The organism is Mesorhizobium sp. BHbdii, from assembly GCF_053848045.1.
On the sequence record NZ_JBSPKX010000309.1, the window covers coordinates 1 to 400 of the forward strand.

Here is a 400-nt window from a genome sequence, read left to right on the forward strand (position 1 = left end):
CGACAAGCGCACGCCATCGCTCCAGTGAGACGCGGTCAGGATGGGCGATGAACCTACGACCTCCCCGCTCGACCCGTTCTGCCGGTCGTGCGACCACCAGAACCTGTTCGTCGTCGACGGAAGTTTTTTGCCGAACTCGGCTGCGGTCAACCCGGCGCTGTCGATCGCCGCTCAGGCGTTGCGGGTTGCGGACCATATTCGCAGGGCTGGCTTCCAATGACCCGCCCCGCAGCCATCGTCACCGGCGGCGCGCGCGGCATTGGGCTGGCTTGCGCGGAAGCGCTGGCCGATGCCGGCTTCGACATTCTGGTTGCCGATCTTGCCGAACAGGCGCCTGACGGGCTCGCCGAGAACATCACTTCCCACGGTGCGAAATTCGCCTACGCCCAATGCGACATCG

General features: G+C 65.5%; 1 protein-coding gene and 1 pseudogene. Both read left to right on the plus strand.

Annotation, left to right across the window (positions count from 1 at the left end):
* A pseudogene (locus ACWTU8_RS33180) lies at window positions 1-220 on the plus strand (GMC oxidoreductase); the annotation flags it as partial.
* The coding region (locus ACWTU8_RS33185) for an SDR family NAD(P)-dependent oxidoreductase (RefSeq protein ID WP_455851425.1) at window positions 217-400 on the plus strand (184 nt) is incomplete at its 3' end. The pseudogene ACWTU8_RS33180 and the gene ACWTU8_RS33185, both read left to right, overlap by 4 nt.